This window comes from Gordonia sp. LUNF6, from assembly GCF_047041125.1.
Classification (GTDB): Bacteria; Actinomycetota; Actinomycetes; order Mycobacteriales; family Mycobacteriaceae; genus Gordonia; species Gordonia sihwensis.
The window spans coordinates 445,070-469,811 of the sequence record NZ_CP178181.1 but is presented as its reverse complement, the minus strand read 5'-3'; the positions used below and the strand labels follow the sequence as shown (position 1 = coordinate 469,811).

Sequence of the window (24,742 nt, the reverse complement as noted above, 5' to 3'; positions counted from 1 at the left end):
CGTGGGCCGCGTTCGGCGTGGGCGGAGACATGGGCGGAGACGCCCGGTGGATCAGTCCTGGATGCGGGCGAACGGCCGGGCGGCCTCGAGTTCGAAGGCGAGTTCGAGCAGTGTGCGCTCGCCTCCGAGGTCGGCCGAGAAGTGCATCCCGAGCGGCAGACCGTTCGCACTCCGGCCGAGCGGCAGCGTGATGGCCGGGGTGCCGCTGCTGTTGTTCGCGGGGGTGAAGGCGACGTAGTCGACGAGCCGGGCGAAGATCTCGTCGAAGTCGCCGTCCGGCGCCAGGTAGCCGATCTCCGGCACGGCGTGCGCGAGCGTCGGCGAGAGGATGACGTCGTACCCCTCGAACGCGCTGCGGAATCTCGCCGTCGCCCGCTTGAGCCCCATCACCGACGCCGGCAGGCGGTAGAAGTGCTTGAGGAAGGCCGCCGACAACCCCTTGGTGAACGGGTCCAGTCGCGAGCGGTCGAATCCCTTGCCCACCGACCTGCCGCCCATGCGATCGATGCCGAACGCCAGCAGCGCCCAGTAGTCGGTGAACTGGGCGATGTACGAGCGGTCGACGGGCATCGGAACCGATTCCACGCGGTGCCCGAGCGATTCGAGCAGTTCGACGGTCGCCGCCAGCTCGCGATCGGTGTCGTCGTCCAGGAGCCGGCCGGTCAGAGGCGTGTTGATCAGTGCGACGCGGAGCCGCGCCCGGCCCGGACCTTCGACCAGGCCGATCGGCGGCAGCGAGGCGACCTCCCGCTGCCGTTCCAGATCCGCGTAGTAGTGCGCGGTGTCGCGAACCGACCGCGTGACGACGCCGTTGCTCACCAGGTCGATCGGCAGGCCGTGCATCTGCTTGGCCTGCGCCACCCGCCCCCGCGTGGGTTTGAGACCGACCAGCCCACACGCCGCCGCGGGGATGCGGATGGAGCCGCCGCCGTCGTTGGCGTGCGCGATCGGCACCGCCCCCGCCGCGACCAGCGCCGCGGCACCGCCCGACGACGCACCGCAGGAGTAGTCGGTGTCCCACGGATTGCGGGTCGGCGGCCGGTCGGCGAACTCGGTGGTCGCGGTGAGACCGAAGGCCGGCATCGTCGATGCACCGAGGATGTTCAGCCCCGTGCCGACGAGCTCACGCGTCACGGCCTCGTCCGCGCGCGCGGGGACGTTCGCCACCGCCGCCGAACCGTGGAGCGTCGGGATCCCTGCGAAATCGGTGTTGTTCTTGATCAGCGAGGGCACACCGGCGAACACGCCGGTGAAGTCGTCGGCCTCCGCCCGCGCCAACGCGCGTTCCCGATCGTCGACGGCCACCGCCGACAGTCGCGGCTCCACCGCGTCGATCCGGGCGAGCGCGGCACGCGCCGCCTCGGCGGCCGAGATCGCTCCGGAGGCGATGGACGCGGCCAGCCCGACCGCGTCGAGGTCACCGAGGCAGTCGTCGGCGAATGAGTGAACGTGTTTCATGCCGATCACGCTAGCCGAGGCCGCCCGCCTCCGGCCCCCGCCCGAGTCAACTCGCGCGAGCCCTTCTCCCGACCCGGCCGAGCGGGTAAGACTACAGAGATGCAGCTGCAATTCACTCCCGAGGAAGAAGCCTTCCGCCGAGAACTCCACCACTACTTCACCACCGAGATCCCCGCCGAGATCCGCCAGAGATGTGAGGCCGGTGCGCTGAACTACCCCGAAGACATCGTCACCACCACCCGGATTCTGAACAAGGCGGGCTACGCCGTGCCGCACTGGCCGGTGGAGTGGGGCGGTCGGGACTGGACGCCCATCCAGCATCACATCTGGCGCGAGGAGATGTCTCTCAACTTCGTGCCCGACCTGCTCCCCTTCAACGCGGGCATGGTGGGCCCGGTCATCGCGCAGTTCGGGTCGCAGGAGCAGAAGGAGAAGTTCCTGCCCGCCACCGCGAACCTCGACATCTGGTGGTGTCAGGGCTTCTCCGAACCCGAGGCCGGCTCCGACCTCGCATCGCTGAAGACCCGCGCGGTCCGGGACGGCGACCACTACGTCATCAACGGACAGAAGACGTGGACCACGCTGGGGCAGTACGCCGACTGGATCTTCGCTCTGGCCCGGACCGACCCGGACGTGAAGAAGCAGGCGGGCATCAGCTTCTTCCTCTTCCCCATGGACACGCCCGGTGTCGAGATCCGGCCGATCCAGTTGATCGACGGCAGCTACGAGGTCAACGAGGTCTTCTTCTCCGACGTCCGCGTCCCGGCGGAGAACCTGGTCGGCGAGGAGAACCTCGGCTGGACGATCGCGAAGTTCCTCCTCGGCAACGAGCGGTCGGGCATCGCCCGCGTCGGATGGACCAAGACCAAGGTCGCCAGGGCCAAGAAGCTCGCCGCCCGGACTCGCACCGCCGCCGGCACGCTGCTGGACGATCCGCTCTTCGCCGCGCGGCTCGCGAACCTGGAGAACGAGCTGCTGGCGCTGGAGATCACCCAGCTCCGGGTGGTCGCCGGATCGGCCGACGGGAAGCCGAATCCGGCGTCGTCGCTGCTGAAGCTCCGCGGCTCCCAGCTGCAGCAGGACGCCACCGAACTGCTCGCCGACATCGCCGGACCCGACTCGCTTCCGGTGTCGGCGATCGACTCCGCCGCGGAGGGCGACCCCGCGGAGATCCTGAGCCCCGACTGGGCCCAGCTGACCGTCCCGGCGTATCTCAACCACCGGAAGGTGACGATCTACGGCGGGTCCTCGGAGGTCCAGCGGCAGATCATCGACAAGGCCGTACTCGGCCTCTGATCGCGCAGACACCCCGACTCCGATACCACTTCACAAGGAAGACAATGGAATTCGAACTCTCTGAGGAACAGGTCCTGTTGCGCGACACCGTCCGCGACGTACTGGGCAGAAAATACGGCGACATCGAGAACCTGCGCGCGGTCACCGACACCGAACTGGGCTGGAGCCGCGACGTGTGGTCGGCGCTCGCCGAGATCGGCATCCTGGGTCTGGTATTCGACGAGGCCGACGGCGGCACCGGCGCCGGACCCGAGGAACTCGCACCGGTGATGGGCGAGTTCGGCGCGACGATCGCACCCGAACCGTTCCTCGACGCCGTCGTGGTACCCGGACTGCTGGTGACCCGCACCGCCGACCCCGAGACCCGAGCCGAACTCATCGGCGGCCTCTCGTCGGGCGAGCGGCTCTGCGCCTTCGCCCACCACGAGAACGGTGATCGCTGGCCGGCGTTCGCGATCGCCACGTCCTTCGCCGACGGCCGGTTGACGGGCACCAAGTCGCTGGTCGCCGCGGGCGACTGCGCCGACACCCTGGTGGTCTCGGCCCGCGACGAGGCCGGCCAGGTGGGTCTCTACCTGGTGGACGGGACGGCCGAGGGCCTGACGCGCACCGGCTACCGCACCCACGACCGCCGCCGTGGCGCACAGATCGAATTCGACGGTGCGCCGGCCACCCGCCTCGGTTCCGGCGACGCCACCGCCGTCATCGCCGAGGTGGAGGTGCTCGCCCAGACCGCCCTGTGCGCGGAGGCGGTCGGAGCCATGCGGGCGTCGCTGGAGATGACCACCGGATATCTGAAGACCCGCAAGCAGTTCGGAGTTCCGCTGGCGACCTTCCAGGCGCTGACCCACCGCGCCGCCGACATGTACGTCTCGCTCGAGTTGGCGACCAGCCTCAGCGTCTACGCGACGGCGGCGCTCGCGGAGGGCCGCGTGGACCCCGTCATCGCCTCCCGCGCCAAACTGCAGATCTGCCGTTCGGGCAGGCACATCGGGCAGGAGTCGATCCAGATGCACGGCGGCATCGGAATGACGGCCGAGTATCCGGTGGCGCACTACGTCAGCCGGCTCACCGCGATCGGGCACACCCTGGGCGACGCCGACAGTCATCTCCAGCGGCTTTCGGCGTCGATCGGCGAGTGGGACATGGTCACCGTGGGTTGAGCCTGCGCCCGGCCCGAACGGCGGGCCACCGAATCTGTGACCGTCGGTCACATGTACTAAGGTGACCGAAACCCCAGCGCCGAGCCGCTCGGCGCGATCGAAACGGAGGCAACAATGGCCGCACCCCTCATCGAGGACTCCATCGAGATCGACGCCAGCCCGGAGAAGGTCTGGTCCGTCGTCAGCGATCTGCGCCGCATGGGCGAATGGAGCCCCCAGTGCAAGAAGATGATCATCTTCGGCGGTGACGTGAAACTCGGCACCACCACGCTGAACGTGAACCGCCGCGGCCCGCTCGTGTGGCCCACGCGATCGAAGGTCGTCACCTTCGAGCCCAACAAGGAGCTGGCCTTCCGCGTGCTCGACAACCGGACCGTGTGGTCGTTCCGGATCGAGCCGACCGACTCGGGCGTGCGACTCACGGAGAGCCGCACGGTGCCGGGCGGGCAGACCACCAAGATCTCCTCCACCCTCGTCGACAAGGTGATGGGCGGCGAGAAGTCGTTCGAGGCGGAACTGGCCGCGGGAATCCGCGAGACCCTCGGCAAGATCAAGCGCGCTGCGCAGACCGCCTGACCACCGCCATCTGCGCGCATTCGGGCGCGCATGGACCGAACCCACAGATCCCCGCTCAGCCACCGCCCGCCGATCCCGGCGGCGGCCCGCTGAGCGGGGATCTGTGTGCGTGCTCGACGAGATGCGACCCGCGGCCCGCGGACGATTAAGCTGAAAGCACTTGCGCTGCGACCTGAACGACCCGACGCAGCGACCTCGAACTAGGAGCGCAGAACCGGTGGCCCGACGTCCCGCCCGACCCGACGACCGCGAAGGCCTCGCCCACATCGTGGACCTGATCCGCGAAACGGTTCCACCGCTGCATCCGGCGGGCGTGCCGTTCGTCGCCGCCCCGGCCGCCCTCGCGCTGCTGGGCCGCAGGCACCGCTGGATCGCGCGACCTGCGTGGGCCGCCGCGGGCGCCTCCGCGCTGTTCTTCCGGCACCCGAACCGTGTGCCTCCGACCGGCGACGGGCTGGTGGTCGCGCCCGCCGACGGCACCATCGCCCTCGTCGACGAGGCCGTGCCGCTGCCCGAACTGGGGCTCGGCGACCGGCCCGTACCGCGTGTGTGCACCTTCCTGTCGGTCTTCGACGTCCACGTCCAGCGGGTTCCGATCGCCGGCCGGGTGCTGTCCGTGCAGCACACCCCCGGCAAGTTCCTGTCCGCCGACCTCCCGGAGGCGAGCAGTGAGAACGAACGCACCGCGATGACCATCGCCACCGGCCCAGACGGAACCGGTCCGCGAGTCGGCGTGGTGCAGATCGCCGGACTTCTCGCCCGCCGCATCGTCTGCGAACCCGCCCCGGGCGAGGTCCTGAGTCTCGGCGACACCTACGGACTGATCCGGTTCGGCTCGCGTGTGGACGTCTACCTCCCCGAGGGCAGCGACGTCCGGGTCGCACTCGGCCAGCGCGCGGTCGGCGCCGAGACCGTTGTCGCGGAGCTGCCCTGATGGCCAGGAGCCGTCCGCACCGTAATCCCACCAACAAGTCCGGCAGACGACTGCGGCGCCGCACGTCGACGCCGTCGTCCGACCCCGAGGCCCGCTCGCGGGCCTCCCGTGCCGCCCGGTCGGCGCGCGCGGGACGCATGCTGGTCCCGTCCACGCTCACGATCCTCGCGATCTGCTCCGGCCTCACCGCCGTGCGTTCGGCCGATGCCGGCCAGGTCGACCTCGCGATGGGTCTGCTGGTCCTGGCCGCCGTCTTCGACGGACTCGACGGTCGCGTCGCCCGCATGATGGACGCCTCGACCAAGATCGGTGCCGAGGTCGATTCACTGGCCGACGCCATCAACTTCGGCGTCGCCCCCGCGCTGATCGTGTACTCGGTGGTCTTGCGCGACAACGCGGGCTCTGCGGCGCAGGATTTCGGCTGGGTGCTCGCGCTCCTGTTCTGCGTGGCGGTGGTCCTGCGACTGGCCCGGTTCAACACCCTTCTCGACGACGACAGCGCGCCCAGCTACACCAAGGACTACTTCGTCGGTGTGCCGGCGCCGGCGGCGGCGGTGATGGCGCTGCTGCCGATCGGGCTGCAGCAGCACTTCGGTCACGGATGGTGGGTGTCGGTGCCCGCGGTCGGCGCCTGGCTGCTGTTCATCGGGTTCCTCGCCGTCAGCCGCATCCCGACCCTGTCGCTCAAGTCGGTCAAGATCAGGCCGAGTTCACTGGCGGGTCTGCTGTTCCTGGTCGCAGCGGCCGGAGCGCTGCTGTTCACGTTCCCGTATCTGCTGATGGTGATCGGCGTGGCCGCCTACCTCATCCACATCCCGTTCGCCTGGCGCACGCAGCGCTGGGTGGCGGCGCACCCGGAGCACTGGGAGGCCCCCGCCCGCGACCGCAGGCTCCAGCGCCGAGACGAGCGCCGGCAGGCGGTCGCGGACGGCACCCGCAGGCGAGTGATCCCCGCGCGTTCCAATGCGCGGCTGGGTCTGCGCCGACCCCCGGCGCGGCGCGAGGACTGACGGTGAACCCGACGCTGACGCTCACCGCCCGGCTCAACACCTCCGCGGCCGACTCGCGCCGCGGCATCGTACGGGTGCATCCGGAGGTGCTCGCCGCCCTGTCGCTGCGTGAATGGGACGCTGTCTCGCTGGTCGGCGCGCGCACGAGCGCGGCGGTCGTCGCCGCCGCGCCGCCCGGTTCCCCCACCGGTCTGGTCCTGCTCGACGACCTGACGCTGTCGAATCTGGGGATCCGCGAGAACTCGGGGGTCGCGGTGGCACCGGTGGTGGTGCACGGCGCCGCGCGCGTGAGTGTCCGAGGCTCACGGCTGGCGAGTGCATCGGTGAGCGAGGCGACGCTGCGCCGGGCTCTGCTCGGCAAGGTCGTGAGCGTCGGCGACACCGTCTCGCTGCTGCCCCGCGATCTGGGTCCCGAACTCACCGCCGCCGAGGCCACCCGGTCCCTCGCGCGTTCGGTGGGGATCACCTGGACCAACGAGTTGCTGACCGTGACGGCCACCGCCCCCGCCGGCCCGGTGAGCGTGCAGACCAACACCGCGGTCCTGTGGGAGACGGACGCCCGGACTCCGGGCGCGGTGCCTCCGGCCCCGACCGCCGCGGCGACGCCGGCCACTCCGAGCACCCTCACTGCCCCGACCGCGACCGCCGCGGAGCCGGACGCGCACGTCCGACCGGTGTCGGAACTGGTCGGGGTCGACACGCAGGTCGCCAGGCTGAGCGAATGGCTCCAGGTGACTCTCGACAATCCGGACGTGCTGCGCGCCCTCGGCGCACAGCCTCGGCTCGGCGTCCTCGTCTCGGGGCCCGCCGGAGTCGGAAAGGCGACGGTGGTCCGGGCCGTGTGCGCCCGCCGCCCGCTGGTCGAGGTCGACGGGCCCTCCACCGGCGCTCTCGCCGCCGACGACCGACGCGCCGCCGTCACCGGCGCTCTGAGCCGGCTCACCGGCGGCGGTGTGCTGCTGGTGACCGACATCGACAAGCTCTTGCCCGCACAGGCCGACCCGGTGTCGACGCTGATCCTGCAGGACCTGCGCGCCGCCGTCGCCGACGGTGCCGTCGCGCTCGTCGCCACCACGTCCGACCCGTCCGGCCTCGACAGCCGGGTCCGCGAGCCCGATCTGTGCGACCGCGAACTCGCCATCGGTCTGCCCGACGCCGCCCAACGCGCCAAACTGCTCGGTGCGATCCTCTCGCAGGCACCCACCGACGGCCGCCTCGACCTCGACTCCGTCGCCGCACGCACTCCCGGTTTCGTGGCCGCAGACCTCGCCGCCCTGACCCGCGACGCCGCACTGCGGGCGGCCGCGCGCGCCACGCGCGACGGCTCTCCCGCCGCCTTGCGCACCGACGACCTCGATGCCGCGCTCGGCGTGATCCGCCCGGCGTCCCGACTCGAATCCCCCGACGTGGCACTCGGATCCATCACGCTCGACGACGTCGGCGACATGGTGGAGACCCGGCAGGCCCTCACCGAGGCGGTGCTCTGGCCGCTGCAGCATCCCGACACCTTCACCCGCCTGGGTGTGCAGCCGCCGCGCGGCGTCCTGCTGTACGGACCGCCCGGCTGCGGCAAGACCTTCGTCGTCCGGGCACTGGCCGCGTCGGGCCGGCTGTCGGTCCACAGCGTGAAGGGCGCCGAACTGCTCGACAAGTGGGTCGGATCGTCCGAGCGCGCCGTCCGCGACCTCTTCGACCGCGCCCGCGAGAGCGCGCCGTCGATGATCTTCCTCGACGAGGTCGACGCCCTCGCGCCCCGCCGCGGCGGGTCCACCGACTCCGGCGTCGCCGATCGGGTGGTGGCCGCGCTGCTCACCGAACTGGACGGGGCCGAGCCGCTCACCGACGTCGTCGTCCTCGGCGCCACCAATCGGCCGGACCTCGTCGACCCCGCACTGCTGCGGCCCGGACGCCTCGAACGCCTCGTCTTCGTGCCGCCGCCCGATGCCGCCGCCCGCGCCGACATCCTCCGCGCCGCCGCCCGCAGCATTCCGATGCCGGACGTCGACCTCGAGGCGCTCGCCGCCGAACTGGAGGGGTATTCGGCGGCCGATTGCGCCGCCGTCCTGCGGGAGTCGGCACTGGCCGCCATGCGCCGGGACATCGACGCGGCGACGGTGACCGCCGACGACGTCGCGACCGCCCGGCGAGCGGTCCGGCCGTCGCTGGATCCTCAGCAGGTCGCCGAACTCGAGGCCTACGCCGAGCGCCGCGATCGAGACAATTAGTAGGAAGCCCTAGTAATTCGTGTCACTTCTGGGCGACACTTACTGGGAATGCCCAGTAACCCTCCCGAGGAGTACACGTGACCACTGGTTTCAGCGTCGAGACCACGCGGGCGATCGACGTCGCCCGCTCGCACACCATCGGCGGACTGCTACGCCGCACCGCCCTGCGCAGCCCGGATAAGACCGCCGTCGTCAACGGCGACACCACGCTCACCTTCGCCGAGTTCGACGACGCGGTGAACCGCTGCGCCAACGCCCTCACCGCCCGCGGACTCGGCAAGGGCGACCGCCTCGCTCTGGTGAGTCACAATTGCTGGCAGTTCGCCGTGCTGAACTTCGCGGTGGCCCGGCTCGGCGCGATTCTGGTGCCGATCAATTTCGGCCTCGGCGTCGACGAGATCGCGTTCATCCTCTCGCACTCCGGATCCCGCATCGTCGTCTCCGAAGACGCGCTCACGGAGACCGTCGGCGCGGCGGTCGACGCCTCCTCCGGCGGCGACGCGGTGCGCGGCGTCATCAACCTCGCCGGCGGTACGACAGCCGGCTGGGAGGATGTCGCCTCCTGGATCGCCCACGACGACGCCTCGGTCCCCGACGTTCTCGTCGAAGACGATGATCCGGTGCGGATGATGTTCACCTCCGGGACCGAGTCTCGTCCCAAGGGCGTGCTCTTATCCTCGAAATCACTGGTGTCCCAGTACGTCTCGTGCATCATCGACGGCGGCATGTCCGCCGACGACATCGAGGTGCACTCCCTGCCCCTCTACCACTGCGCCCAGCTCGACTGCTTCCTGTCGGTGGACGTCTACCTCGGCGCCACGAGCATCATCCTGCCGAGCCCGGAGCCGGCGGCCCTGCTGGCCGCGATCGAGACGCACCGCGCCACCAAACTGTTCTGTCCGCCCACCGTGTGGATCTCACTGCTGCGCCATCCCGACTTCGACACCCGAGACCTCTCCTCGCTGAAGAAGGGTTACTACGGGGCCTCGCCGATGCCCGTCGAGGTCCTGCGGGAGATGAGCCGGCGCCTGCCCGACGTCCGGCTCTGGAACTTCTACGGCCAGACCGAGATGAGTCCGCTGGCCACCATCCTGCAACCACACGAGCAGATCGAGCGCGCCGGATCGGCCGGCCGCGCCTCGCTCAACGTGGAGACCCACGTGGTCGACGACGAGGACAATCCGGTGCCGACGGGCGAGGTCGGCGAGATCGTTCACCGCAGTCCGCACGCCTGTCTGGGCTACTTCAACGACGAGGAGAAGACCGCGGCCGCATTCCGAAACGGCTGGTTCCACTCCGGCGACCTCGGGATCATCGACGCCGACGGCTACCTCTCGGTGGTCGACCGCAAGAAGGACATGATCAAAACCGGCGGTGAGAACGTCGCCTCCCGCGAGGTGGAGGAGGCGATCTACCTGCTCGACGGCGTCGCCGAGGTCGCGGTGTTCGGTGTTCCCCATCCCAAGTGGATCGAGGCGGTGACGGCGGTGATCGTGAGCAAGGACGGCGTCGAGCTGACCGAGGACGACGTGAACGCCCACCTCGAAGGCGTCCTCGCCGGTTACAAGCGGCCGAAGTACGTCATCTTCGCCGACGCCCTGCCGAAGAACCCGTCGGGCAAGATCCTGAAGAAGGACCTCCGGACGGCGCATGCGGCGGTGGCCTCGCAGGACTGACGCGTCACGGCGCCGGCGTGTCGGTCTCAGGCCCGCCGCCGGTACCCGACCACCAGCGGCGCGTGATCCGACAGACGCTCATCCGGCGAGGGCTCCTTGTCGACCGTCACCCATCGCGCCCGGGACGCCAGCCCCGGTGACGCGAGTTGGTGGTCGATGCGCCATCCGACGTCCTTCACGAACGACTGCCCGGCCCAGCTCCACCAGGTGAGCGGGCCGGGCCGGTCGCCGTACAGTGTCCGGACCACGTCGATCAGCCTGCGCGGCGAGAGCTGCCGATCGAGCCACTCGCGCTCCTCCGGCAGAAACCCCTCCATCTTGCGTGCGGCGCGCCAGTTGGTGACGTCGTGCTCGCAGTGGGCGATGTTCAGGTCGCCGATCAGCAGGAACTCCCGACCGGCGCGGCGAGCGGCGAGTCGGTTGCGCTCCAGTTCGCGCGCGAAGCCGGCCAGGAACGCCATCTTGCGCCGGTACTTCGCACCGCCGTCGGGCTTCTCCCGGATGTTCCCGGGACGCTGCAGTTCCGCGGGCAAGCCGCCCTTCGGCAAGTACAGACAGGCCACCGTGATCGGCTCATCGGCGAGGTCGACTTCCAGATAGCGTCCGTGCGAGGCGTGCGCGGACAGCCCGCGGGCCCGCGGCGGGTCGGTGGCCCAGCTCCGCACCGACGCCGGCGGCTGCCGGGTCGCGATCGCCACGCCGTTGCGCCCCGGAATGGTCCCCGTGTCGAAAGACACCGTGTAGCCGGGGAATTCGCCGATCTCCTCGGGCGGGCAGCGGAGCTCCTGCAGTCCCACCACATCCGGTGCCCGATCTGCCAGCCACGTGTCGAAGCCGCGGCGTCGCGCCGCACGGATGCCGTTGACGTTGAACGAGACCACGGTCAGTTCCTCGGATGCCACGGCCCCAGAATGCCCGAGCTCTCCGCGGGCGGCATCCGCCGCCCCCGGGCGCGGAATTCTATTCGGTTGCCCGGGGCTGACAGAATGAGTCCATGAGCCGCCCCCACGTGTCGCACCAGAATCTGAACCTGCGCCCCTTGGAACAGTCCGAGAAGCTGCAGAACGTCTGTTATGAGATCCGCGGGCCAGTGCACGAGCACGCGTCCCGTCTGGAGTCCGAAGGACACCGGATCATGAAGCTGAACATCGGCAACCCCGCACTGTTCGGCTTCGAGGCGCCCGACGTCATCATGCGCGACATGATCCACGCCCTCCCGTTCTCGCAGGGCTACTCCGAATCGGCGGGCGTGCTGTCGGCACGGCGTGCGGTGGTCACGCGCTACGAGACCATTCCGGACTTCCCCTACTTCGACGTCGACGACGTCCTGCTCGGCAACGGCGTCTCCGAGCTCATCACCATGACCATGCAGGCGTTGCTCAACAACGGCGACGAGGTGCTCATCCCGGCACCGGACTATCCGCTGTGGACGGCGATGACGGCACTGTCCGGAGGCACGCCCGTGCACTACCGGTGCGACGAGGACAACGGCTGGAATCCGGACATCGAGGACATCGAGTCGAAGATCACGCCGAACACCAAGGCGATCGTCGTGATCAACCCGAACAATCCGACCGGCGCGGTCTACTCCAGAGAGGTCCTCGAGGGCCTCGTGGATCTGGCACGCCGTCATTCGCTGCTGATCCTGGCCGACGAGATCTACGACAAGATCCTGTACGACGACGCCGAGCACATCAACATCGCGAGCCTCGCCCCCGATCTGCTGGTGCTGACCTTCAACGGCCTGTCGAAGGCCTACCGGGTGTGCGGCTACCGCGCGGGATGGGTGGTTCGCACCGGCCCCAAGGACCACGCGAAGGGCTTCATCGAGGGTATGTCGATCCTCGCCTCCACCCGACTGTGCGCCAATGTCCCCGCACAGCACGCGATCCAGGTGGCGCTCGGCGGTTATCAGAGCATCGACGCGCTCACCGCCCCCGGAGGCCGGCTGTTCGAGCAGCGCAATGTGACGTGGGAGAAGCTCAACGAGATCCCGGGCGTCAGCTGCGTGAAGCCGATGGGGGCGCTGTACGCGTTCCCGCGCCTGGATCCGGAGGTGCACCAGATCCACGACGACGAGCAGTTCGTCCAGGATCTGCTGCTGCAGGAGAAGATCCTGGTGGTTCAGGGTTCGGGCTTCAATCTCCCCGACACCCATCACTTCCGAATCGTCACACTGCCGTGGGCCCAGGACCTGGCCGAGGCCATCGAACGGATCGGCAACTTCCTCTCGTCGTACCGACAATGACCGGCTCCGACGCCCTGACCAGCGGAAAAACAGACGCTAACTGCTGCTAGCAGTTAGATGTGACACCTGGTAACGTCAAATCTGTCACACCGACAGATGGAGACGCCCATGGCCGATTGGCACCGCTTCAACGTCACGAACGGCGACGTCGATCTCGCGACCTTCTCGTATGGCACGCCCGGCGAGAGCACGCCCGACAAGCCGGTCGTGCTGCTGGTGCACGGTTGGCCCGACACTCACCACCTGTGGGACCTGGTGGCGCCGCGGCTGGCGGAGCATTTCCGCGTCTACGCATACGACACGCGGGGGTTCGGCGACAGCACGCGTCCGGTAGCGGTGGAGTCGTACCGTCTCGACGCCCTGGCGCAGGACATGCTCGCGGTGTGCCACGCCGTGAACCCCGACGGCAAGACGCACATCGTCGCGCACGACTGGGGTTCGGTCCAGGCCTGGGAGACGGTCACCACCGCCGGCGCCGATGACGTGATCGCCTCGTTCACCTCCGTGTCGGGCCCGAACCTCGACTACCTCGGCGAGTGGGCTCGCGCGAAGATGGCACGGCCCACGCCGCGGGGCGTCGCACAGGCGCTCTCCCAGGTCGCCTCGTCGGCCTACACCGCGTTCTTCCAGGTCCCCGGCGCATCGGACCTGTTCTTCCGGACCTTCGGATCCGACCGCGTCTGGACGGAGTTCCTCCACCTCGTCGAGGGGACCCCGCGCGAGAACGCTCGGTTCGGCCCGACGCTGCGAGAGGACATGATCAGCGGGCTCAAGCTGTACCGAGCCAACATCCGCGGCAAGCTGGCGAATCCGGAGCCCCGGCCGACCCGAGTGCCGGTGCTGGAGGTCGTGAACGATCGCGACATCGCGCTGCGTCCGGCGATCTACGAACGCACGCACACCCACGCGGACAGGCTCTGGCGTAAGCGGACCGCCACCGGCCATTGGCTCCCGTACACCAACCCCGGTTACCTGGCGGACACGGCGATCGAGTTCATCGAGACCATCGCCGGCGGCGCACCGGTGTCCCCCAACACCATCGACCGTGCCCGCGTCGACGGGCCGGCGCGCGAACTGATCGGCAAACTCGCCGTCGTCACCGGCGCGGGCAGCGGCATCGGACGTGAGACGGCGTATGCCCTGGCCGATCTCGGCGCCGAACTGGTCCTCGCCGACATCGACCTGGATTCGGCCGAGGAGACCGCGATCGCGTGCAAGGCCAAGGGCGTCCCGGCCACCGCCTACCGGCTCGACGTCTCCGACACCGACGCGGTGACCCGCTTCGCCGACGATGTGCGCGCTGCCCACGGCGTCGCCGACATCGTCGTCAACAACGCGGGCGTGGCCCTCGCCGGATCGGCGCTGGCCGCGTCCGACGAACAGGTGGACCGGCTCCTCGCCATCAACCTGCGCGGGGTCATCAGCGGCAGCCGCGCCTTCGGCAGGCAGATGGCCGAGCGCGGCGTCGGCGGACACATCGTCAACCTGGCCTCCGCCGCGGCTTTCACCCTCTCCCGCGACCTCGGCCTGTACTCGGCGAGCAAGGCCGGTGTGCTGATGTTCTCCGAGTCGCTGCGCGCAGAACTCGCCGAGCACCGCGTCGGGGTCACCGCGATCTGCCCGGGCATCGTGCACACCAACATCACCGCGAACACCGAGTACGCCGGGGCCGCCGACGAGTCGGCGGCCCGCGAGAAGGTCGACAAGTTCTACCAGAAGCGGAACTTCACTCCCGACCGGGTCGCGCGCGACATCGTCGCCGCCATCGCGAAGAACAAGGCCGTGGTGCCGGTGACGCCCGAAGCCGAGTTCGGCTACCGCGTCTACCGCTTCTTCCCGTGGGCGGCGCGCATCGGCGCCCGTCAGAAGATCGCAGGCTGATCCACCTCGAACAGGACTCTTCTCTAGAACCGGAGGGACAGATGAACACCGGGCACACACACTCCACCGCCGACACCGATCCCGGCAAGATCGAACTCCACGCGCGCAACGTCGCATTCGATCTGTCGGAGACTCCGCTGCACTGGATCCCCGGCCACCCGATGTCGTCGAACATGATCACCGTCCTCAACCTGCTGCTGCCCGAGGGCGAACGGTGGTTCGTCGAGACCTTCAACGAGGCGCTGCCTCTGATCAAGGACGAGGCGCTCGCCGCCGACATGCGCGGATTCGTCGGGCAGGAGGCGATGCACGCCGAGGTTCACGACCGGGCCGTCGAGAACTGGCTGCGCGGACACGGCGTGGACCCCACCGGCTACCTGCAGCAGATGGAGTGGATCTTCCGGCGGGTGCTCGGACCTCGCGACGGGAACGCCGAGCAGAAGCGCAAGCACCTGATCGAACGCCTGTGGCTCATCGCCGCCATCGAGCACTACACCGCGATCCTCGGTGATTTCGCGCTGAACTGCACGTGGGCCGAGAACGGCGCCGACCCCGCGATGACCGACATGTTCACCTGGCACGGAGCCGAAGAGGTGGAGCACCGTGCGGTGGCGCACGACGCCGCCGCGTACTTCGCCGACAGTCCGCTCCGCCGCGCTCGCGCGATGGCGCTGGCCTTCCCCTTCCTGATCTGGCTGATGGCTCGCGGTTTCCGGTTCATCAACAGTCAGGATCCGACGGTCGCCGACAAGTCAGTCGTGACGAAGACCCGCCTGTACGTCCGGAGCTACGTGCGCGACTCACGCGCCGGAGTGTTCCCGAAGCTCTCGAAGCTCGCGCTCGCGACGCTCACCTACTTCAAACCGGGCTTCGCGCCGACCGACATCGGCGACACCGCCCAGGCGGTGGCCTTCCTGGCCTCCTCGCCCGGAGCTCGTCGAGCGGCATGACGATCATGACGCACGGCTCCGCACGCCCCATCTCCGACCTCTCCACCGAACCGCCGCACCTGTACGGCCGGTTCCGCCGCGACCCGCTGATGAGGCTGCTCACCGGGGTCGGCAAGGTCTGGTTCCCGTTCTGGCGGCCGATCTCGCCGCTGCGCGATCCGGCCGCGAACGACGGCGTCATGACCCTCGACATCGTCGACCGCGAGGTGGTGGCCGTCGACGAGAACGTGATCGCCTTGACCTTCGCCGCGCCGGATCGCTCGATCCTGCCCGAGTGGCATCCCGGCGCGCACCTGGATCTGCTCCTGCCGTCGGGCCGCATGCGCGAGTACTCGCTCTGCGGCGATCCCGGCGATCGGCGCACCTACCGCATCGCGGTCCGGCGCATCCCGGACGGCGGTGGCGGCTCCATCGAGGTGCACGACGGTCTGCGGGTCGGTGACTCGATCCAGATCAAGGGACCGCGCAACGCCTTCCCGCTGGTTCTGCCCGGCTACGGATCGCCGGCGCGCACGCTGCGCTTCGTCGCCGCGGGCATCGGCATCACCCCGATCCTCCCCATGATCGCGATGGCCGACCGTTACGGACTCGACTGGTCGATGATCTACTCCGGCCGCTCCGCCGACTCGATCCCGTTCATCGACGAGCTCAGCCGGTACGGCGACAAGGTGACGGTCCGGACCGACGACGTCGACGGGCTGCCGGGCATGGCCGAACTGGTGGGACCGGTCCCGGCCGGCGACGCGGGGCTGTCGGTGTACTGCTGCGGTCCGGTCCCGATGCTCGAGCGCCTGCGTACGCATCTGGCCGATCGCAGCGATATCGAGCTGCACTTCGAGCGCTTCTCGCCGCCGCCGATCCTCGACGGCACCGAGTTCACAGTCCGGATCGGTTCCACCGGACGCACAGAGACGGTCGCGGCCGACGAGTCGGTGCTCACCGCGCTGCGGCGGGTGGATCCGGCCGTCCCGTACTCCTGTCAGCAGGGATTCTGCGGCACCTGTCGGCTCAAGACGAGCGCGGGCGAGGTGGATCATCGTGACACGCTGCTGACCGGACCCGAACGGGAGGAGGGCTGGTTCCTCCCGTGCGTGTCCCGATGCCGTTCCGACTCCCTGACCGTCGAGATGTGAGGACGGCTCCGGCACCGGTCCGGGGTTTGGAACAATGCACCCCATGACCGAGTACCGAATCGATGATCTGGCACGGGCCGCGGGAACGACGACCCGCAACGTCCGCGGCTACCAGGATCGGGGACTCATCCCGCGTCCCATCCGCCGCGGCCGGATAGCGATCTACGGCGACGAGCACCTGGCGAAGCTGCGCGTCATCAACGATCTGCTGGCTCGCGGCTTCACGATGACGCACATCGGCGACTTCTTCAAGCGCGTGCAGACAGGCGACGACATCGCCGAGTCGCTCGGGCTGCGCGAGGTGGTGTCGCGGCCGTGGTCGCAGACCCCCACCGACACCGTGACCGCCGCCGAGTTGCACGCCAAGCTCAACACCAGCGATCCGAAGCTGCTGAGCCGGGTCCGCGAGTTCGGGCTCATCGAGCCGATCGGCGACGATGACCCGCCCCGCCAGTACATGATCAAGGACGTCGAGACCATCGACGCCTATCAGCGTCTGATGCAGATCGGCATACCGCTGCCGTACATCCTCGACCTGCAGCGACAGCTCGACGAGGACATGGACCGTGCCGCAAAGACGCTGATCAGCGCCGGCCGCCGCGCCATCACCGAAGGCCGCTTCGACGGCTGGATCCCGGAGAGCGGAGCAGAGTCGGACTGGGCGTCCACCTTCTTGGGCGAGCTGAAGGTCACCGGCCGGGTGGCGGCGCACAACACGCTCTACCGCGCGCTCGACCGCGAACTGGCACGACAGCTCGACGACTACCTGGCCGTCGCCCGCGAACGCCGGGACCAGCGCGAGAGCTGAAGGCGACCGTCTCGGATCGGGCCTCGTGAGACCGCGCTACCCGATCACGATCGGCGGGAGACCCGGTATCGGGTTCGGGATCGTCCGACGCCGGTTCTCCGGGGGCGGAGCCGGCGGCGCAGGGCCGGTCTGCGCCTCCGTCGGCGTGCGCAGGGTCGTCTTGGGCGGCGGTGGGGGCGGCGGAGGCGTGGTGTACCTGGCCAGCGGCGCCCGTGCCGCGGCGACGTCGCGCGGATCCACCGAGCCGGGCACCCGGACCGGCTCGGACGCGGTGTTCGAGGTCCGGGCAGTCGGCCGGGTCGCCGATTCCGCTGCGCTCCGGTCGGGCCCCGACGTCTCATGAGCATTCATCGCCAGCGCCACGCCGCCGCCCCCGATCGCGAGCAGCGCCAGCGCCGCCACCACGATCATCCGGCCCCTCATACCCGGCTGCGGTTCGACGGCCGCGTCCGCGGACGCCGGCTCCTCGGCAGGTGGTTCCTCGGCGCCCTCGGCATCGTCGTACACGTCCGGCAGCGCGTTGCCGAAGCGATCCAGTCCGTAGTCGGCCGGGTCGATCAGCCCGGGGTCGGCGGCGCCGGCATCCCACGCGCGGATCGGCGGCGGTGCGGGGACGGGAGCGAGCGTCTCGGTCGGCTCGTCGTCACCGCCGAAGGTCGCCGGGAAGTCGTCGCCCGGTGCGATCACCGAGAAGCCGCGTTCGGTGAGCGACTCGGACAACCCGGGCCAGGCGGTGTCGCCGGGCCCGAGCGCGATCGCATCGACCGGCAGGGCGCCCGCGAGCTCCACCACCATTCCGTGGGCGCGATTCGCCTCCGGGACGGTGGCCTCGACGACGTCGTCGAGCGTCAGCGTGAGCACCCGGATGTGCTCGTCTCCGAGGATGAGCGCACTGTCGCGTCCGGCGAGCGAGGCGCGGGCCCGGCCCACCAGGGTGACGAGCTCGGCGAAGACCTCCGGGGCCGCGGCGTCGACGCGACCGGTATCGCGCAGGTACGCGGCGATTCTGGCGTCGAGCACGTCGGGGTGGATGCGCTCCTCGACCTCGGACGCGATCACCGCACCGTTCTCGATGCGCGCGGCCCACAGTCCGGTGGGACGCAGATCGAGGGCGATCACCGCACCCGTCGGGTCGCCGGGCAGGTCGAAGTCCGCCAGCCAGGCCGGCGGTCGGCTGAGCGGACCCGTCACGACGACTCTCCTAGTGGTGATTCGAACCCGTCACCCGCACCGGTGCCGCCGGTGCCGGCTCCGGCTCATCTCTGGAAATTGAGGTACGCCTTCGACGGCGTCGGCCCGCGCTGCCCCTGATACTTCGACCCGACCGACGCGGAGCCGTACGGGCTCTCGGCGGGGCTGGTCAACCGGAACAGGCAGAGCTGGCCGATCTTCATTCCCGGCCACAGCGTGATCGGCAGATTCGCCACGTTCGACAGTTCGAGCGTGATGTGGCCGGAGAAGCCCGGGTCGATGAAGCCCGCGGTGGAGTGCGTGAGCAAGCCCAATCGGCCGAGCGACGACTTGCCCTCCAGACGGCCCGCGAGGAAGTCGGGCAGCGAGCACACCTCCAGGGTCGAGCCGAGGACGAACTCGCCCGGATGCAGCACGAAGGGCTCGCCCTCGGCGGGTTCGACCAAGGTGGTCAACTCGTCCTGCCGCTTCGCGGGATCGATGTGCGTGTACTTGGTGTTGTTGAAGACGCGAAACAGCGAGTCCAGTCGTACGTCCACACTCGACGGCTGGACCAGGCCCGGGTCGAACGGGTCGATGCCGAGGTTCCCGGCATCGATCTCGGCACGGATGTCGCGGTCTGATAGCAGCACGATTCCTCAGACTAGAGCATGAAGGCCGAGTTCATCGAGGGTCGGGAGTGCGGAGCGCACCGGGCGGCGGTGACGTCACTGCTCGTCCCGCTGCCGGCGCCGGTACTCGTCGAGCCGGCGACCGCCGGAGACTCGGTCGCGCACCAGGAGGCTGACGAAGCGGATACCGAGACCGAGCACGATCAAACTGCTCGCCATCTGAACCGATACGGCGATCCGCGCATTCTGCGATACCGCGACCAGGTCGCCGAATCCGGTGGTCGTGAAGACCGTCAGGCAGAAGTACAGGGCGTCGACTCTGCTCAGGGCCTCGTTGAACGAACCGGGCGCGTACTCGCTGAAGAGGTAGTAGGTCGCCGAGAACGAGACGATGTAGAAGCAGATCACGGCGGCGAGCATCTCGATCGCCGTCGCGACCGGGTGGTCGGACCGGAGGAAGTGCCGGACCTCCCATACGCAGAAGCCGCCGAGCAGCGCGACGCCGACGATCATCCCGGGCACCCGCCAGGTGCTGTCGCTGCCGATCGGCAGCAGGAAGTAGCCCGCGAGGAGGACCGCCGCGGCTCCGAGCGGCCGCAGCAACGCCGCGGCCACGTGGCTCGTTCGATGGGGCGCGGTGCCGGAATCGTTCATCGAATCAATCGCACCACGCGCGGCGGACCAGGCGCAGAGAATCGCCGAACCGCCCGGTGTCCGCGCCTGTCTCGCAGCAACTCACAGCAGCGTGACGCCCCAGAGCAGCGCCCAGATCACCGCCACCAGAGCGAAGTACACCAGCAGCGCACGCCGCGACTCCGCCGCGGTCGGCGTCGAATACAGTTGCACGCCACCGAACCGGGGGAACATGTAGGTCAGCTCCAGCAATTCGCCCGCACGGACCTCACCGGTGCACTCGGCGAGGTGCTTGCGTTCGGCGCCGCGTCGGATGAACACCCGGAAACGATGCGTTCCGGGAACCACGGGGACTTCGATCCGGCCCCACTTGACCGGTGCCAGTTCGTATCCGTCAACCTCGACGCTGATCGCCGAGGAGGCGAGCACGGGATTGAAGATCGCGAAGCCGCACATGATCGCCACCCCTTCGCCCAGGTACGGCCCCTGCGGCAGCATTCCGAATGCGAGCGGCCGCGGAAGCGGCGACGGGCCGGGTCCCCACGACGGGTGGCCGCCGGGCGGTGGTTCAGTCATCGAGTCTCCGGTGGGTAGCCGATCGCGGTGATCCGAACCTAATCGGGACGGACCTCTCGCCGCGAGAGCGACCATTCGGACGGCGTACCCGCTCGGGTTCTCCACCGTGGTCCCCACAGCCGAACGGTCAGCGGGTGAACGAGCCCTCCAGCCGATTGCGTGAGCCGGGATGGATCAGCCGGGCCACACTCACCAGTCCGTGCTCGGACCAGGTCCGGCGCCGGATAAGCAGGCACGGCTCGGACCGTTCGATCTGCAGCAGCCGGCATTCCTCGGGACTGGCCAGCACCGCCTCCACCACATGCTCTCCCCGGACCAGCGGAGCCACACGGCTGAGGTAATCGTTGGGCGTGAGTTCGGTGAAGTCCTGCGCGAGATAGTCGGGCGCCTCGGCAGGATTGACGAACCTGTCCTCGACCTGGATCGGCGTCTCGTCCTCGAAATGCACCAGCACCGAGTGGAACACCGTGGCGACCCCGACGGCTTCGCTCAACGGCGCGGACGCGGTAGTGGCCTTCTCTTCGCGCACCAGCACCACCTCGGTGCGGTGCCGGTGCCCGCGCTGCTGGATCTCGTCGGCGATGTTCTTCACCTCGAACAGCGGCGACGGCGCCTTCGTTCCCGCCACAAAGGTGCCCACGCCCATCATCCGGACGATCAGCCCCTCGCCGGTGAGTTCGCGCAGTGCCCGGTTGATCGTCATCCGGGAGAGCCCCAGCGCGTTGACGAACTGGTTCTCGGACGGCAGTTGATCGCCTTCGGACCACCGGCCCGACCGGATCTGAGCCGAGACCAACCGCTTGACGCGCTCGTAGGCGGGAAGCGACTCGCCGCCGGGCTCGTCGAACAGAGCCGCGAGGTCCGCGTCGAGTTCGACCACTGCCATCGACCGCCCCTGTTCCTCGAGATCTCACCGGCCCACGAAGTCTACCGACCTCAGCCGGCCATCCGTCGCAGTTGCCGCGACGCGACGGACAGCGCGGCCAGCCCGCGGTCGGCGGAGACCGGTATCCGGGCGACCTCGTCGAGCACGGCCCGCGCCCGGCTCAGCCGGGACCCGTTGCGCTCCTCCCAGTCCGCGATCATCCGTTCGGGGCCGTCGCCGGCCACCGAGTGCATGAGAACGTCGAGGGTCAGGACGCGCACGCTGTCGTACAACTCATCCCGCAGCGCCAGCCGCGCCAGCGTGTCCCACCGGCTCTCCGTCGGCAGCGCCGACACCCTGCCGAGCAGCGGAACCAGGCCCACGTGTTCGCACAGTCGGAAGTACAGTTCCCCCGCGACGGACAGTTCGCATCCGGACCGGTCGGCGATCTCGACGACGTCGAGCAGACCGAACCGATCCAGCACCAACTCCACGTCGCGCACCAGGTCTTCGTGCGCACCGCGGCGCGCGATCGCGCGCGTACGGTCGTGCAGGTTGGTGCGGTCGGCGCCCACCAGCCAGCCGCCGAGCAGTTCCGACGCCCTCGCGATCCGCTCGCGGAACCGCGCGATCTCGGCACCGACCGCCAGCGGCTGGGGACGACGATTCAGCATCCAGCGCGCCGCCCGGTCGAGCAGCCGCCGGGAGACCAGCACGAGTTCGTCGGCGACCGCGGCGGGGACATCGGCCGTACCGATGCGCGACCAGAGCTCCGGCAACCCGAACACCTCCGTCACCACGACGAACGCCCGCGCGGCGTCGTCCGTGGACGCCCCCACCTCCTCGGCGAGCCGGAAGACGTAGGCGAGGCCACCGCCCGCGACCACGCGGTTGGTCAGTTCGGTCGCGATGATCTCGCGGCGCAACCGATGCCGATCGATCGCGTCCGCGTGCGCGCGGTTCAGCGGCTGGGGGAAGTACTCGCGCAGGATCGGCACGCAGACGTCATGGTCGACGAGGTCGCCTGCCAGCAGTTGCTCTTTCAGTTCGAGTTTGACGTGCGCCATCAGCGTCGCGAGTTCGGGGGCGGCGAGGCCCTACCCCGCCCGCTTGCGGGCGGCGATCTCGGCACGGTCCGGCAGCACTTCCAATGCGCGGTCGAGCGCGCCTGCGGCCTCCAGTGCCGCGATCTGCCGGGCGTGCACTCCGAGTTGCGCCGGCGCCTCGGTGAGGGCGGTACCGATCACCGCGTTCTGGGAGACGTTGTCCGCCAGTACCAATGCCGCGACCTCGTCAGTCATGGCCGCGAGCAACCGCGCCCGCGCTTCGGCGTCGATCTCACCGGCGCCCACCAGGTCGTCCAGCAGGATCTTGATGTTCACCTCGTGGTCGGAGCAGTCCACGCCGGCGGAGTTGTCGAGGGCGTCGGTGCCGACCTTGCCGCCGCCGCGCGCGAACTCGATGCGGGCGGCCTGCGTCAGGCCGAGATTGCCGCCCTCCCCGATCACACGGGCGCGCAGGTCGCCGGCGTCCACGCGCACGGCGTCGGTGCCCTTGTCCCCCGCGTCGGCGTGAGACTCGGTGCCCGCCTTCACATAGGTGCCGATGCCGCCGTTCCACAGCAGGTCGACGGGTGCGCACAGGATCGCCCGGATCAGCTCCGGCGGGGTCAGTTCGGTGACGGACTCGTCGAGGCCGAGTGCCCGGCGCACCGGCGCACTGACCGGCACGGACTTCACGCCGCGCTCCCACACCCCGCCTCCCGCGCTGATGAGCGCACTGTCGTAGTCGGCCCACGACGACCGCGGCAGCTCGAACAGCCGCCGCCGCTCCGCGTACGATGACGCGGCGTCCGGGTCGGGATCGAGGAAGATGTGCCGGTGGTCGAAGGCCGCGACCAGCCGGATGTGTTCGCTGCACAGCATCCCGTTGCCGAAGACGTCGCCGCTCATGTCGCCGATCCCCGCGACCGTGAAGTCCTCGGCACCGACGTCGACGCCGAGTTCGCGGAATCGGCGGGTCACCGCCTGCCACGCCCCGCGGGCGGTGATGCCCATCTGTTTGTGGTCGTAGCCGACCGAGCCGCCGGAGGCGAAGGCGTCGCCGAGCCAGAAACCGTAGTCGGCGGCCACCTCGTTGGCGATGTCGGAGAACGACGCGGTGCCCTTGTCTGCGGCCACCACGAGGTAGGCGTCGTCACCGTCGTACCGGACCAGGCCGGCGGCCGGAATCACGGCACCGGTGGCACGGTCGACGTTGTCGGTGACGTCGAGCAGCGAGCGGATGAACAGGCGGTAACCGGAAACGCCCGCCGCGCGCAGCGCCGCACGATCGGCTTCGGCGTCACCGGTCGCGGCGGGCGGGCGGCGCAGCACGAACCCGCCTTTCGCTCCGACCGGAACGATCACCGCGTTCTTCACCGCCTGTGCCTTCACCAGACCGAGGACCTCGGTGCGGAAGTCCTCACGCCGGTCCGACCAGCGAAGCCCGCCGCGGGCGACCGCCCCGAACCGCATGTGCACACCCGCCATCGACGGTGAGTGAACGAAGATCTCGTGTCGCGGGCGCGGCTGCGGCAGTTCGGCGATGGCGCGCGGATCGAGTTTGAGTGCCAGCGCCTCGCGTTCGGGCGTGGCGAAGTAGTTGGTGCGCACGGTGTTCCGCACCACGTCGACCAATGCGCGCAGGATCCGGTCCTCGTCGAGACCGAGCACCGTCTCGATCAGCGCCGATACCTCGGCCGCCGCGGCCTCGCCCCCGTCGCCGGTCGCGGCGGCCGGGTCGAACCGGGCGGTGAAGTACCCGACGATCCCCGCGGCGATGTCCGGGTGACGGCGCAGGACGTCGGCGACGTAGGCGCTGCTGTACGGCAGTCCGCCCTGACGGAGGTATTCGGCGCAGGCGCGCAGCACGGTCACCTGTCGCCAGTGCAGTCCGGCGCGGGCCACCAGTTCGCCGAGCGCGTCCGGCTCGGTCCGTCCGTGCCACAGCGCCCGCACGGCGGCGGCGAAGCGCGCCGCGAAGGCCTCGAAACCGTCGGTCGGGGCGCTCGGGTAGCGGACCGTGAACTCGTACACCCAGCACGGCACCTCGGTCGGCGAGACCAGCGCGTACGGACGCTCGTCGAGCACTTCGACGCCGAGACTCTGCAGCAACGGCATCACGTCGCCCAGCGACGCCGGCTGTCCGCCGACGTACAGCGACAGCCGGTGCCGGTCCGCCGCGGCCGGGTCGGCGGCGAGGCGGACATCCAGGTCCCCGGCGGCGAGCCCGGCCAGAACGTCCAGGTCCACGCGAGCGCGCCGAGGCTCGAAGTCCTGCTTGTACCCGGCGGGCAGCCCGGAGACGAACCGTGCGAGTGAGTCGCGGATGTCGGTCTGTGCGCCGTCGAGGGCCGCCTCGTCCCATCGGCGGAAGACGCGGGCGAGGGCGTCGTCGATCCCGCCCGCGGCGGTGTCTCCGGCGTCCGTGTGGTCGGCGTCGGTGTGGACGAGGGCGGCGGTGTCGG

At 69.7% G+C, this 24,742-nt stretch carries 19 protein-coding genes and 1 pseudogene; 12 read left to right on the top strand and 8 right to left on the bottom strand.

Annotated features, from left to right (window positions below; all coding sequences use genetic code 11):
- Nucleotides 1-51 precede the first annotated feature (51 nt).
- Nucleotides 52-1,458: an amidase gene (locus ACK8HH_RS02145; protein WP_006896957.1), complete on the bottom strand. Its 1,407-nt coding sequence runs from the start codon at nucleotides 1,456-1,458 to the stop codon at nucleotides 52-54.
- 99 nt (nucleotides 1,459-1,557) lie between these two features.
- Between ACK8HH_RS02145 and ACK8HH_RS02140 the strand changes: the two genes are divergently transcribed.
- From ACK8HH_RS02140 to ACK8HH_RS02110, 7 genes are all read left to right on the top strand, one after another.
- Nucleotides 1,558-2,754: an acyl-CoA dehydrogenase family protein gene (locus ACK8HH_RS02140; RefSeq protein ID WP_006896958.1), complete on the top strand. Its 1,197-nt coding sequence runs from the start codon at nucleotides 1,558-1,560 to the stop codon at nucleotides 2,752-2,754.
- Between the two features lie 44 nt (nucleotides 2,755-2,798).
- Nucleotides 2,799-3,917 carry an acyl-CoA dehydrogenase family protein gene (locus tag ACK8HH_RS02135; RefSeq protein ID WP_222110932.1) on the top strand — a complete coding sequence of 373 codons (1,119 nt, stop codon included), beginning with the start codon at nucleotides 2,799-2,801 and terminating at the stop codon, nucleotides 3,915-3,917.
- Between the two features lie 114 nt (nucleotides 3,918-4,031).
- Complete coding sequence (locus tag ACK8HH_RS02130; RefSeq protein WP_006896960.1) at nucleotides 4,032-4,493, top strand: SRPBCC family protein; 462 nt, start codon at nucleotides 4,032-4,034, stop codon at nucleotides 4,491-4,493.
- Between the two features lie 217 nt (nucleotides 4,494-4,710).
- Nucleotides 4,711-5,427 (top strand): phosphatidylserine decarboxylase, encoded by a 717-nt coding sequence (locus tag ACK8HH_RS02125; RefSeq protein WP_006896961.1) that lies wholly within the window; start codon nucleotides 4,711-4,713, stop codon nucleotides 5,425-5,427.
- Nucleotides 5,427-6,437 carry a CDP-alcohol phosphatidyltransferase family protein gene (locus tag ACK8HH_RS02120; protein WP_006896962.1) on the top strand — a complete coding sequence of 337 codons (1,011 nt, stop codon included), beginning with the start codon at nucleotides 5,427-5,429 and terminating at the stop codon, nucleotides 6,435-6,437. Before ACK8HH_RS02125 ends, ACK8HH_RS02120 begins: the two co-directional genes overlap by 1 nt.
- A 2-nt stretch (nucleotides 6,438-6,439) precedes the next feature.
- Nucleotides 6,440-8,662: an AAA family ATPase gene (locus ACK8HH_RS02115; RefSeq protein ID WP_006896963.1), complete on the top strand. Its 2,223-nt coding sequence runs from the start codon at nucleotides 6,440-6,442 to the stop codon at nucleotides 8,660-8,662.
- 77 nt (nucleotides 8,663-8,739) lie between these two features.
- Nucleotides 8,740-10,338, top strand: coding sequence for an acyl-CoA synthetase (locus tag ACK8HH_RS02110; RefSeq protein WP_412475501.1), 1,599 nt, complete (start codon nucleotides 8,740-8,742; stop codon nucleotides 10,336-10,338).
- A 26-nt stretch (nucleotides 10,339-10,364) separates the two neighbouring features.
- Here the strand turns inward: ACK8HH_RS02110 and ACK8HH_RS02105 are convergent, their stop codons facing one another.
- Entirely contained in the window at nucleotides 10,365-11,240 is an 876-nt protein-coding gene (locus ACK8HH_RS02105) for an exodeoxyribonuclease III (protein ID WP_006896965.1), read from the bottom strand.
- 92 nt (nucleotides 11,241-11,332) lie between these two features.
- Here ACK8HH_RS02105 and ACK8HH_RS02100 point away from each other — a divergent pair, with 92 nt between their 5' ends.
- From ACK8HH_RS02100 to ACK8HH_RS02080, 5 genes are all read left to right on the top strand, one after another.
- Nucleotides 11,333-12,586 carry a pyridoxal phosphate-dependent aminotransferase gene (locus tag ACK8HH_RS02100; protein ID WP_006896966.1) on the top strand — a complete coding sequence of 418 codons (1,254 nt, stop codon included), beginning with the start codon at nucleotides 11,333-11,335 and terminating at the stop codon, nucleotides 12,584-12,586.
- Between the two features lie 108 nt (nucleotides 12,587-12,694).
- Complete coding sequence (locus ACK8HH_RS02095) at nucleotides 12,695-14,467, top strand: SDR family oxidoreductase (RefSeq protein WP_006896967.1); 1,773 nt, start codon at nucleotides 12,695-12,697, stop codon at nucleotides 14,465-14,467.
- Between the two features lie 41 nt (nucleotides 14,468-14,508).
- A complete protein-coding gene (locus ACK8HH_RS02090; protein ID WP_412475500.1) occupies nucleotides 14,509-15,417 on the top strand; it encodes a metal-dependent hydrolase in 909 nt (302 codons plus the stop codon).
- Nucleotides 15,418-15,422: 5 nt separating this feature from the next.
- A complete protein-coding gene (locus tag ACK8HH_RS02085; protein ID WP_045540302.1) occupies nucleotides 15,423-16,550 on the top strand; it encodes a PDR/VanB family oxidoreductase in 1,128 nt (375 codons plus the stop codon).
- Between the two features lie 43 nt (nucleotides 16,551-16,593).
- Nucleotides 16,594-17,358, top strand: coding sequence for a MerR family transcriptional regulator (locus ACK8HH_RS02080; RefSeq protein WP_039867658.1), 765 nt, complete (start codon nucleotides 16,594-16,596; stop codon nucleotides 17,356-17,358).
- Between the two features lie 36 nt (nucleotides 17,359-17,394).
- Here ACK8HH_RS02080 and ACK8HH_RS02075 read toward each other — a convergent pair whose 3' ends face one another.
- The 6 genes and pseudogenes from ACK8HH_RS02075 to ACK8HH_RS02050 all read right to left on the bottom strand — a co-directional run bounded on the left by ACK8HH_RS02075 (nucleotide 17,395) and on the right by ACK8HH_RS02050 (nucleotide 24,674).
- The gene (locus ACK8HH_RS02075) at nucleotides 17,395-18,549 is read right to left on the bottom strand and encodes a hypothetical protein (protein ID WP_412475499.1); all 1,155 of its coding nucleotides are present in this window, start codon (nucleotides 18,547-18,549) and stop codon (nucleotides 17,395-17,397) included.
- A gap of 65 nt (nucleotides 18,550-18,614) precedes the next feature.
- On the bottom strand, nucleotides 18,615-19,181 hold the full coding sequence (dcd, locus tag ACK8HH_RS02070; RefSeq protein WP_006896972.1) for a dCTP deaminase: 567 nt from the start codon (nucleotides 19,179-19,181) through the stop codon (nucleotides 18,615-18,617).
- 75 nt (nucleotides 19,182-19,256) lie between these two features.
- Nucleotides 19,257-19,814 (bottom strand): potassium channel family protein, encoded by a 558-nt coding sequence (locus ACK8HH_RS02065; RefSeq protein ID WP_375003047.1) that lies wholly within the window; start codon nucleotides 19,812-19,814, stop codon nucleotides 19,257-19,259.
- A gap of 81 nt (nucleotides 19,815-19,895) precedes the next feature.
- Nucleotides 19,896-20,369, bottom strand: a complete 474-nt coding sequence (locus ACK8HH_RS02060; protein ID WP_412475498.1) for a hypothetical protein — start codon at nucleotides 20,367-20,369, stop codon at nucleotides 19,896-19,898.
- 127 nt (nucleotides 20,370-20,496) lie between these two features.
- Nucleotides 20,497-21,255, bottom strand: a complete 759-nt coding sequence (gene hutC / locus ACK8HH_RS02055) for a histidine utilization repressor (protein ID WP_278125953.1) — start codon at nucleotides 21,253-21,255, stop codon at nucleotides 20,497-20,499.
- Between the two features lie 50 nt (nucleotides 21,256-21,305).
- Nucleotides 21,306-24,674, bottom strand: a pseudogene (locus ACK8HH_RS02050) (NAD-glutamate dehydrogenase domain-containing protein).
- Between the last annotated feature and the right edge of the window lie 68 nt (nucleotides 24,675-24,742).

Bases quoted from the DNA above. Each gene is read 5' to 3' on its own strand.
- ACK8HH_RS02145 (WP_006896957.1), bottom strand. From the start codon at position 1,458: ATGAAACACGTTCACTCATTCGCCGACGACTGCCTCGGTGACCTCGAC.
- ACK8HH_RS02140 (WP_006896958.1), top strand. From the start codon at position 1,558: ATGCAGCTGCAATTCACTCCCGAGGAAGAAGCCTTCCGCCGAGAACTC.
- ACK8HH_RS02135 (WP_222110932.1), top strand. From the start codon at position 2,799: ATGGAATTCGAACTCTCTGAGGAACAGGTCCTGTTGCGCGACACCGTC.
- ACK8HH_RS02130 (WP_006896960.1), top strand. From the start codon at position 4,032: ATGGCCGCACCCCTCATCGAGGACTCCATCGAGATCGACGCCAGCCCG.
- ACK8HH_RS02120 (WP_006896962.1), top strand. From the start codon at position 5,427: ATGGCCAGGAGCCGTCCGCACCGTAATCCCACCAACAAGTCCGGCAGA.
- ACK8HH_RS02100 (WP_006896966.1), top strand. From the start codon at position 11,333: ATGAGCCGCCCCCACGTGTCGCACCAGAATCTGAACCTGCGCCCCTTG.
- ACK8HH_RS02095 (WP_006896967.1), top strand. From the start codon at position 12,695: ATGGCCGATTGGCACCGCTTCAACGTCACGAACGGCGACGTCGATCTC.
- ACK8HH_RS02090 (WP_412475500.1), top strand. From the start codon at position 14,509: ATGAACACCGGGCACACACACTCCACCGCCGACACCGATCCCGGCAAG.
- ACK8HH_RS02085 (WP_045540302.1), top strand. From the start codon at position 15,423: ATGACGCACGGCTCCGCACGCCCCATCTCCGACCTCTCCACCGAACCG.
- ACK8HH_RS02080 (WP_039867658.1), top strand. From the start codon at position 16,594: ATGACCGAGTACCGAATCGATGATCTGGCACGGGCCGCGGGAACGACG.
- ACK8HH_RS02065 (WP_375003047.1), bottom strand. From the start codon at position 19,814: ATGAACGATTCCGGCACCGCGCCCCATCGAACGAGCCACGTGGCCGCG.
- ACK8HH_RS02060 (WP_412475498.1), bottom strand. From the start codon at position 20,369: ATGACTGAACCACCGCCCGGCGGCCACCCGTCGTGGGGACCCGGCCCG.
- hutC (WP_278125953.1), bottom strand. From the start codon at position 21,255: ATGGCAGTGGTCGAACTCGACGCGGACCTCGCGGCTCTGTTCGACGAG.